The organism is Mycolicibacter senuensis, from assembly GCF_003284925.1.
Classification (GTDB): Bacteria; Actinomycetota; Actinomycetes; order Mycobacteriales; family Mycobacteriaceae; genus Mycobacterium; species Mycobacterium algericum_A.
This window is the reverse complement of the sequence record NZ_QMEX01000162.1, coordinates 1-7,227: the sequence shown is the minus strand read 5'-3', so window position 1 is coordinate 7,227 and position 7,227 is coordinate 1. Positions and strand designations below refer to the sequence as shown.

Here is a 7,227-nt window from a genome sequence, read left to right as displayed (position 1 = left end):
TTCGTGGTGTCGGCCGCGGCGGCACTGACCGAGTCCGACTGCGCGCTGCTCGACGCCGCGGCCGCCCACACTGATGTGGTGATCGGAGCGGTGTCCAAGATCGACGTGCACCGGCAGTGGCGGGAGATGCAGCAGACCGCCCGCGAGACGCTGGCCGACTACGCGCCGCGCTACCGCGACGTGGCGTGGGTGGGGGCGGCCGCGGCGCCCGAGCGCGGCGAACCCCGGGTGGACGACCTGGTCGCGGAACTGGCCAAACAACTGGGTGACAGCGATGTGCAGCGGCGGAACCGGTTGCGGTCCTGGGAGTTTCAGTTGCGCACCGACGCCGACCGGATCGACCGCGATGCCCGCGCGGAGGGGCGGCGGGCACGGGTGACATTGCTGCAGGAGCAGCGCGACGAGGTGGTGCGGCAGCGGCGGATGTCGAAATCGGAGCGGGTGATCGGATTGCGCAGCCGCATCGCCCAGGCCCGGGTGCAGCTGTCCTACTTCGCCCGCAAGCGCTGCGCCTCGGTGCGCGGCGAGCTCGCCGAGGATGCCGCGGGCATGACGCGGCGCCAGTTGCCGCAGTTCGAGGCCGATGTGCGCGGCCGGCTGGAGGAGGTTGTGGCCGAGGTCGACCAGGGCGTCTCGGAGCACCTGGCCGACGTGGCCCAGGAGCTGGGCCTGTCCGGCGACGCCGCGGCGACGACCTCGACCCCGCAGTTCGAGATCGGCGCGCCGGCGTTGTCGTCGCGGCGGTTGGAGACCCAGCTGATGACCCTGCTCGGTGCCGGCTTCGGGCTGGGGGTGGCGTTGGCGCTGAGCCGGTTGTTCGCCAACCTGGCCCCGGGATTGACCGCGGCCGGCGCGGTGGCGTGCGTTGTGGTCGGGGTCGCGGTCACGGTGTGGGTGGTCCGCATCCGTGGGCTGCTGCGGGACCGGGCGGTGCTTGATCGCTGGGTGGGCGAGGCCACTGCCGCGCTGCGCTCGGCCCTGCAGGAACTGGTGGCGTTGCGGGTGGTGGCCGCCGAGTCGGCACTCACCGCCGAGCTCGCCGAGCGCAACGAAACCGAGGCCGCGCGGGCCGCTGACCGGATCGCCGGGCTGGACCGGGAACTGCGTGAGCACGCGGCCGCGACCGCCCGGGCCGCCGCGGTGCGGGATCGGCAGCTCCCGACGCTGCACCGGGCGCTGGCCGCGGTGCGGTCCGAGCTGGGCGGTTCAGCGAGGTTCGACGCAGGAGAGGCGAAGCTGGGACCGCCCGATGAGCTGGGCGGTTCAGCGAGGTTCGACGCAGGAGAGGCGAAGCTGGGACCGCCCGATGAACTGGGCCAATCCGGTCCCGCGAACCCCGCCCGGACAGCGGCCGATTAGCGGCGTGTATGCCCGCTTCGCCGCTCGCGGTTCTGCACGGTAATCTCTTATCTAATGAAGGTATAAGAGGTGGACTGCGGCGCACACCAGCGGCAATGCCACGACGCGACACGGGTTACAACAGGAGAGTTCAATGACCTCAGCGACCATCCCCGGTCTGGACAACGCCCCGACGAAACACCGCGGGTTGCTGGCCTGGGTTCAGGAGGTCGCGGAGCTCACCCAGCCCGACCGTGTGGAGTGGTCGGACGGTTCGGAGGCCGAGTGGGACCGGCTGATGGGCGACCTCGTGGCGGCCGGAACCGCGGTCAAACTCGACGACGAGAAGAAGCCCAACTCCTACCTGGCGCTATCCGACCCCGCCGACGTGGCGCGGGTCGAGTCCCGGACCTTCATCTGCACCCGCACCAAAGAGGGTGCCGGCCCCACCAACAACTGGATGGACCCCGACGAGATGCGGGCCACCATGACCGAGCTGTATCGGGGCTGCATGCGCGGGCGCACCATGTATGTGGTGCCGTTCTGTATGGGCCCGCTGGGCGCTGAGGACCCGAAGCTCGGCGTCGAGCTGACCGACTCGCCCTACGTGGTGACGTCGATGAAGGTCATGACCCGGATGGGCGCCGCGGCGCTGGAGAAGATCGGCACCGACGGCGCCTTCGTCAAGGGCCTGCACTCGGTGGGTGCGCCGCTGGCCGAGGGCCAGCAGGACGTGCCGTGGCCGTGCAACTCCGAGAAGTACATCACCCACTTCCCCGAGACCCGCGAGATCTGGAGTTACGGCTCCGGCTACGGCGGCAACGCGCTGCTGGGCAAGAAGTGCTACGCGCTGCGGATCGCCTCGGCGATGGCCCACGACGAGGGCTGGCTGGCCGAGCACATGCTGATCCTCAAGCTGATCTCGCCGGAGAACAAGGCTTACTACATCGCCGCCGCCTTCCCGTCGGCCTGCGGCAAGACCAACCTGGCGATGATCCAGCCCACGATCCCGGGCTGGCGGGCCGAGACCCTCGGTGACGACATCGCCTGGATGCGGTTCGGCAAGGACGGCCGGCTCTACGCGGTGAACCCGGAGGCCGGCTTCTTCGGGGTGGCGCCGGGCACCTCCTACAGCTCCAACCCGAACGCGATGAAGACCATCGAGGCCGGCAACACCATCTACACCAACGTCGCGCGCACCGACGACAACGACATCTGGTGGGAGGGCATCGACGGCGACACGCCGGAGCACCTGACAGACTGGAAGGGCAACGACTGGACGCCCGAGTCGGGAACCCCTGCCGCGCACCCGAACTCGCGCTACTGCACCCCGATGTCGCAGTGCCCGATCCTGGCCCCGGAGTGGGATGACCCGGCCGGCGTGCCGATCTCGGCGATCCTGTTCGGCGCCCGCCGCAAGACCACCGTTCCGCTGGTGACCGAGGCCCGCGACTGGCAGCACGGCGTGTTCATCGGGGCCACCATGGGTTCCGAGCAGACCGCCGCCGCTGAAGGCACGGTGGGCAAGGTCCGCAGGGACCCGATGGCGATGCTGCCGTTCATCGGCTACAACGCCGGCGAGTACATGCAGCACTGGATCGACATCGGCAAGAACTCCGATGAGTCCAAGCTGCCGAAGGTGTTCTTCGTCAACTGGTTCCGCCGCGGCGAGGACGGACGCTTCCTGTGGCCGGGCTTCGGCGAGAACAGCCGGGTGCTCAAGTGGATCATCGACCGGGTCGAGGGCAAGGGCTCCGGAGAGTCCACCCCGATCGGTACCGTGCCGCACGCTTCGGATCTGGAGCTCACGGGCCTGGATGTCGACCCCGCTGATGTGGAGCAGGCGCTTGTTGTCGACGCCGACGAGTGGCGCGCCGAGTTGCCGCTGATCGAGGAGTGGTTCGAGTTCATCGGCGACGACCTGCCCAGTGGCCTGCGCGACGAGTTCGACGCCCTCAAGCAGCGTCTGGGCTAACCCAGCACGAGCAGACGCGTAAGCCCCCAAACGCCCGGCGTGTTGGGGGCTTATGTGTCTGCTCGGCCCGGGGGCTAGTCCGACTGGACTAAGTCCGGTAGGCTCGGGGCATGGCGACGGTCAACATTCACGAGGCAAAGACGCATCTGTCCAGCCTCCTCGCCCGCGTCGAAAACGGTGAGACGATCACGATCGCGCGCGCCGGCAGGCCGGTTGCCGATCTGACACCGCACTCGCGGATCGACATCGCTTTCGGAGTTCTATCCGGCCGGCTCCACTACGACGACGAACATTTCGACGACGTCGACGACGCCCTCAACGCCCAGTTCGGGCTTGAATGACCGGCATCCTGCTCGATACCCACGTACTGCTCTGGTCGCTGGACGACAGTCCACGTTTAGGTCACCGTGCGCGCGCCCGAATGGTTTCTGCCCCGGCAGTATTCGTCTCAGCGGCCAGCATCTGGGAGATCTCCATCAAAGCGGCTACCGGCAAGCTCGCGATGCCCGCGGACTTTGAGGACGCCGTCGGGAAGTCCGGCTTCCGCAATCTGCCGATCACCGGTCACCATGCCATGGTGTGCAATATCGCTGCGTTGCCGCACAACGATCCGTTCGACGCGATGCTGGTGGCTCAGGCCGAGGTCGAGCGCCTCGAGCTGCTGACCGCGGATGCGAAGCTCCTCGAGGCGCTGCCCGATCTCGTGGATGCGCGGCTCTGATCGCCCGGGCGCGCGGCGTTGCGGCGCCGGACCCGGTGGGACTGGTCTTTGACCGCCGACGCGATCTCGCGCAGGGTGGCGCCTGCCTGATCCGGTCGATCGCGCAGTGCACGAATGGCAGCCTTGGCCATTCGGCCCGGGGTGAGAAGCCGTGCGGGATGTAGATCGTGGTGCATCACGCCGAGGAATTGTGCGACAGCCGATTGGTTGGAAGCGATGTCGCGCAGCATGCGGGTGGCCAACGGCGTCGGCACCCCGGGCACGCCCATATCGTGCGTGCTCGCCCATTCGCGTGAGGCGCAGCCGTCCCTCCCGGGTCGGCCGCACCAAAGTAAGCCCAGGCGGCCAGCCGGCCCGGAGGCGCCACGAGATATTCGGCCGCGCCGCGACGCTGTTCTTGACCGGGAATCTTCCCGACCGCGTCCGTGCTGACACCCGTCAAGTTTGGCGGCGGTACAGTCTGCCCATGCAGATTCGCGAACACACCTCAGGTCACGGAGGCGCCGACAAGCCGGCCATCATCTTGCACCCGTCGGGCACCGTCATCACCTTCGACGATCTTGAGGCGCGAGCGAACCGGTTGGCGCACTTCTTCCGCCGGGCCGGGCTGGCCGAGGGCGACACCGTCGCGATCCTCATGGAGAACAACGAGCACATCCATGCGGTGATGTGGGCAGCACGGCGCAGCGGCCTGTACTACGTGCCGATCAACACCCATCTGACCGCGCCGGAGGCCGCCTACATCATCGACAACAGCTCCGCCAAAGCGGTTATCGGCTCGGCTGCGCTGCGCAGCACTTGCGAGAACTTGGCCACGCATCTTCCCAACGGCCTCCCCGGCCTGCTGTTGATCGCTGATGATGACGTGGACGGCTGGCAGCGCTACCCGGAATGCGTTGCCGACCAGCCCGACACCCCGATCGACGACGAGATCGAGGGTGATCTGCTGCAGTATTCCTCCGGAACCACCGGGCGGCCCAAGGGGATCAAACGCCCACTGCCGCATCTGCCGCCGGCCGAGGCACCCGGCCTGATGACGATGCTGGTGGCCGTCTGGATGTCCCCCGACTCGGTCTACCTGAGCCCGGCGCCGCTCTACCACACCGCCCCGTCCGTGTGGTCGATGACCGCGCAGGCCGCCGGTATCACCACGGTGGTGCTGGAGAAGTTCGATCCGGAAGGCTGCCTGGAGGCCATCCAGCGCTACCAGGTCACCCACGCCCAGTTCGTGCCCGCCCACTTCACCCGGCTGCTGAAACTGCCTGATGAGATCAGGAATTCGTACGACGTCTCCAGCCTGCAGCGGGTGATGCACGCTGCCGCGCCGTGTCCGGTGGAGATCAAGAAGCAGATGATCGACTGGTGGGGGCCGATCGTCGACGAGTACTACGCCTCGTCCGAGGCGCACGGTTCGACGTTGATCACCGCCGAAGACTGGTTGCTGCACCCCGGTTCGGTCGGCAAGCCGATGCTGGGTGCAGTGCACATCCTCGACGAGGACGGCAACGAGCTGCCCGCGGGAGAGGCCGGCGAGATCTACTTCGAGGGCGGCAACGCTTTCGAGTACCTCAATGACCCGGACAAGACCGCCAAGTCACGCCACCCCCGCGGCTGGGTGACGGTCGGCGACGTCGGCTACCTCGACGAGGAGGGGTACCTGTACCTCACCGACCGTCGCCACCACATGATCATCTCGGGCGGGGTGAACATCTACCCGCAGGAAGCCGAGAACCTGCTGATCACCCACCCGAAGGTGATGGATGCAGCGGTATTCGGGATCCCCGACGACGAGATGGGACAGCGCGTCAAGGCGGCGGTGCAGACCGTCGACCCGGCAGACGCCACCGACGCATTCGCTGAGGAGTTGCTGGCGTGGTTGCGGGAACGGTTGGCGCACTACAAGTGTCCGCGCTCGATCTCCTTCGAGGCCCAGCTGCCGCGCACCGACACCGGCAAGCTCTATAAGAACGAGTTGGTGGCGAAATACTCGGCGTGAGCCCGGCCCAGGCATCAAGGGCTGTAGCGCAGCCACAGCGGCAGGGCCGCGTCGAGTAACTGCATGAACTTGAACAACCCGACGCGGTACTCGCCCGACCCCAACGGGTTGAGGCGGTATTCGGGGAATGCGATGCCGACCCCGAAGAGTCCGGGCGCCAGAATGCCGTTGCTGGCATCGTATTTCAGCGGACCCCACTGCGGAGTCACCGGATGTGGTCGGGGTTCGAATCCCACCGTGTAGACGACGTGGGTGCATTCCTGCAGCCGGTCACCGAACCCGGGATCGCCGACCAAACACCGATCCAGATGTTCCGGCCGTGTCCCATCGATGTTCTCTCGAGCCCATTGCGCGGCCTCGCCTTTGAGGCCGGTGTCATCGAAAAGGATCCAATCGTCCAGGTATACCGCGTATTTGAGTGGGCTTCGGTAGAAGTTGATCACCTTGCTCGCCGAGGTCGCCAACAGGTTCGGCAACGCGATCATCGATGAATGCGACGAACCGAACACCGCGACGGTAGCGCCGTCGAGGGCAAGCTGCGCAAGGCGGCCCGGATCCAGGGCTGTTTCGATCTCGATCACCTCGAGTCCGGGGTAGTCGAGTTTCGTGGGGGCCGAACCGACCGCAAGGACCACGTTGGTCGAACTGATCTCCCCGCGGTCGGTGCGCACCGTCCAGCGGCGGTGCTGGAGCCACAGTTGCATCGCCATCGCCTGCAAGCGGTTTACCCGGCTGCCCAACTGATCTGAGATCCACACCAACGGCTCGGCGATCATGCCGAGTGGGCATGTCCGGTCCGGATCGACGGTGCTCAGCGCGAACCGGGGCGCCTGGCCGAACCGAAACGACGGCGAAGCGTTCAAGTAGTCCAGAAACAGCCCCGCCTGGGTATTGCTCGAGACGGCCCGCCACTTGGCGCCCAGGTCACCAGCGCCGAATTGGGGGTCTATCCAGGCGATCTCATCTTCCGCGATGCCGTGATCGAGTAGTCGGCCGACGGCGGCGATGCCGGCCGGACCCGCTCCGATGACGGTCCAGGAGTACCCCGTTGCGTTCATTCCTCCATGGTCCCCCGGGGATTGGCTGCCCGGATAGTCGGCCGGCGCGCTCGCCGATCAGCTACCGCCGGCCACCTACGGCGTCAGGGCTTCATGGTCAGGAGGTGCTGCCGGGGGTGCCCGGCCGCCCTTGACTGCC

The 7,227-nt window shown here is 67.3% G+C and carries 6 protein-coding genes; 5 read left to right on the top strand and 1 reads right to left on the bottom strand.

Features of this window, described 5'->3' with window-relative positions:
• The 5 genes from DQP56_RS21220 to fadD4 form a co-directional block, all read left to right on the top strand.
• Positions 1-1,359 (top strand): coiled-coil domain-containing protein (locus tag DQP56_RS21220; RefSeq protein ID WP_112688811.1); only part of this gene is annotated, 1,359 nt, incomplete at its 5' end.
• A 133-nt stretch (positions 1,360-1,492) separates the two neighbouring features.
• A complete protein-coding gene (locus tag DQP56_RS21215; RefSeq protein WP_112688809.1) occupies positions 1,493-3,313 on the top strand; it encodes a phosphoenolpyruvate carboxykinase (GTP) in 1,821 nt (606 codons plus the stop codon).
• A 110-nt stretch (positions 3,314-3,423) separates the two neighbouring features.
• Positions 3,424-3,654, top strand: a complete 231-nt coding sequence (locus DQP56_RS21210; RefSeq protein WP_112688807.1) for a type II toxin-antitoxin system Phd/YefM family antitoxin — start codon at positions 3,424-3,426, stop codon at positions 3,652-3,654.
• A complete protein-coding gene (locus tag DQP56_RS21205) occupies positions 3,651-4,034 on the top strand; it encodes a type II toxin-antitoxin system VapC family toxin (RefSeq protein WP_112688805.1) in 384 nt (127 codons plus the stop codon). The genes DQP56_RS21210 and DQP56_RS21205 overlap by 4 nt, the downstream gene beginning before the upstream one ends.
• 466 nt (positions 4,035-4,500) lie before the next feature.
• The gene (gene fadD4 / locus DQP56_RS21200) at positions 4,501-6,030 is read left to right on the top strand and encodes a fatty-acid--CoA ligase FadD4 (protein WP_112688803.1); all 1,530 of its coding nucleotides are present in this window, start codon (positions 4,501-4,503) and stop codon (positions 6,028-6,030) included.
• A 14-nt stretch (positions 6,031-6,044) separates the two neighbouring features.
• Here the strand turns inward: fadD4 and DQP56_RS21195 are convergent, their stop codons facing one another.
• A complete protein-coding gene (locus tag DQP56_RS21195; RefSeq protein ID WP_112688801.1) occupies positions 6,045-7,088 on the bottom strand; it encodes an FAD-dependent oxidoreductase in 1,044 nt (347 codons plus the stop codon).
• Positions 7,089-7,227: the final 139 nt, after the last annotated feature.